Here is a 2,538-nt window from a genome sequence, read left to right on the forward strand (position 1 = left end):
TATCGGGGTCCAGCAGATCGTTAAATTTTGGCAGATCGTCGCTGGTGAGCTTGCGAATATCCATCACCAGGGTGAGTGGTTGTGTCCCTTCAAACAGCTTGCCTGAACGCAAAGCATGGTGACCATCGTCAGCAATGCTCAGCCGGCTCACCAGATTAGCCTGTGAGAGCTCATCGGGATGGGAGATAAGTGTGACATCGCGATTCTCGTCGCCGGTCCGGGCTGCTAAAAGCTGTCGAACCTCATCATCGCTGGTGACAAAACGAAAATCGAAGGAATGAGAGGCTCTGGGTAACGAGGAATCCGTTGAGGATACGGTTCTCGCTTTCTCAGGCGACGTAATCGGATGTGATGATATAGTCCGTTTGGCGGTGGTCTCATGGCAGATTTTTACCTTTTTTGACGATAGCTTCAGCTTTGCTGTCCTGGTTGGCAGGCTACTATCATGCACGCCACAATCTGGTACCTCAGCACCAGGCACCTCACTGCCGAGAATGTATTTGTTTGTTGCTCTGCCAATCTGACCATCCATAGTCAATCTCCTTTTTTACTGCTGTCAGCATTACTGCATTGAAGTTGTTTAGGCGTTTGACCTTAAAATAGGATGGAAGTTCAGTTTTGATAATTAGCCGTGACCATCGATGGAAATCACCGGTCACGAAAAACTTATCGTGACCAGACAATGATCAGGTATCCAATGACTCAAAAAGCGAATTCAAATTCACGCTGTTGCAAAACTCTTCGGCAATTTTTGTCAGTTCATCGGACTTGAGCACCAGAGCGTTATCGGCGTAGAGTGCCTGTCTTAAAAAAGCATCATGACCACATTCCTGAAACCAGCAAGAACTATCAATTGAAGACATCATGGCATACAGCTGCTCCACTGAGGATGGATCATGAGCGCCATAGCTGTCAGTGAGTTCAACTTCAGACCTGATGGTAGCATCGGACCAACAATACGTTAAGCAACCGCCTTTCGAGTGCGTCATTTCATACAGGTAATGACAGAATGCCTGCTGAAGCGCTAGCCTCTGTTTGTCTCTCAAAGCATTTAAAAGCTGCTGATCCTCCCATGACACCTCAGAGGAGTTTGGTTTGATTTTTTCCAATAACGGCTTCAAATCCGGCTTATTCTCGAGATGTCGTTGAAACAGCACACCGGTTTTTTTATTCATCACTGTTTTGTCCCAGGAAGGTTGCCCCATGATAATCACCGGAAGGTGGTTCGTCTTGCCCGAGACTAATTTCGGAAACGCAGGTTGGCGCACCAGCATTCGTTCTATATTCGGAGTGCCCTCAGGTTCGTCCGTCCAGACGATCCGTAAAGATCGATTGACAATTTTATCTTCAAAGAATTGCGAAAACCCATTATGACAATGAGTGACGAATAAGGTACCACCTCCTTCTTGAAATTTTCTATAGACCAACCGACACACATAACTATTTTTTTTCCTGGAAAATACTTTCTTATACCAGTTTTTCAGGCAATCAGCGGCTTTAACCTTCAGCTCATCGACGCCTTTGAGACGCACCAATAGGTGATGATGTTTATCGGGTTTCATAATGGGGTTCGACACTGGTTCCAGCCACCCCAATTCCATGGCTTCAAGGACAAAGCGGATAACCGAAGGCTGGGTTAAGTCAATTTCTTGCAGTATGAACACCATTGCAATCAGCCACTGGTAAGCAGCTTTTACTCCGGCTTGATCAATTATTTTTGAATGGAGTGACTTGAGCAGTTCAATGATCAGATATCCATCACTGTCGGACAATATTTGTCTTACCGCCAGCGACATGTATTTAGTACCTATCTCTTGATTGACCAACGCTTTTTTTCCCAGCGATTCTAAGGTTGAGACCGCCATGTGAAAACTGACTAAATTGTTTTCCTTCCAAAGGTTATGAACCATTTCGAGAATGTTGAGATTGGTTTCTGGCAATGCACTGTTTTTCTCAAGGCTTTTGTTCAGTTCCATCAGACTCATGCCACAGGCTCTGGCCAGAGTTTGCTGTTCTGCCAAATCAGCTCCTTTCAGGAGAGCCTTGAGGAGAGCATTAATCTTCCTGGACTCACTGCTGGAACCAGTGAGCTTCCTGATGGGCTGGAAATGAAATGTGATTTCTGTTTCCTCGAAAGGTGCCCCACCCAAATCCACTGGTTCCCAGGTTTGGCCTCCATCGACGGAATACTCGGCAAAGCTGTGGATAGCGTTTTTAATTTCTCGGGAGGGAATCCCAAAATAACGACAAAAAGCAATAAAAGCAGGCACACGATGACGACAGCTACCCTGCCGCTTTGTTACGAGGAATTCAAAGAAATTTTCATGGCGCCCTGGTTGAGCCTCACCGGAAAACTGTTTGCAATATTCTGTGATCGCCTTAATTCGATCCTCCGTGCCTTTAGGTTTTCTTATTGCCTGCAAAAGCATCTTTACTTCGGCTGGGTGTTGGTCATCGTGATCAAAGGTCTCAAACAGTTTGTTCAGTACTGTTTTCATACCCTCTGAGCAGCGGTTGTCAAAATGTTTTGATCCTTCT

At 45.7% G+C, this 2,538-nt stretch carries 2 protein-coding genes; both read right to left on the minus strand.

Annotated features, from left to right (window positions below):
• The coding region (locus KDK17_RS10645; RefSeq protein ID WP_257288054.1) for a hypothetical protein at window positions 1-532 on the minus strand (532 nt) is incomplete at its 3' end.
• A 154-nt stretch (window positions 533-686) separates the two neighbouring features.
• Window positions 687-2,538, minus strand: a 1,852-nt coding sequence (locus KDK17_RS10650) for a transglutaminase-like domain-containing protein (RefSeq protein ID WP_257288055.1), incomplete at its 5' end; no start/stop codon positions are given.

This window comes from Endozoicomonas sp. SESOKO2 (genome assembly GCF_024606245.1).
Lineage (GTDB): Bacteria > Pseudomonadota > Gammaproteobacteria > Pseudomonadales > Endozoicomonadaceae > Endozoicomonas_A.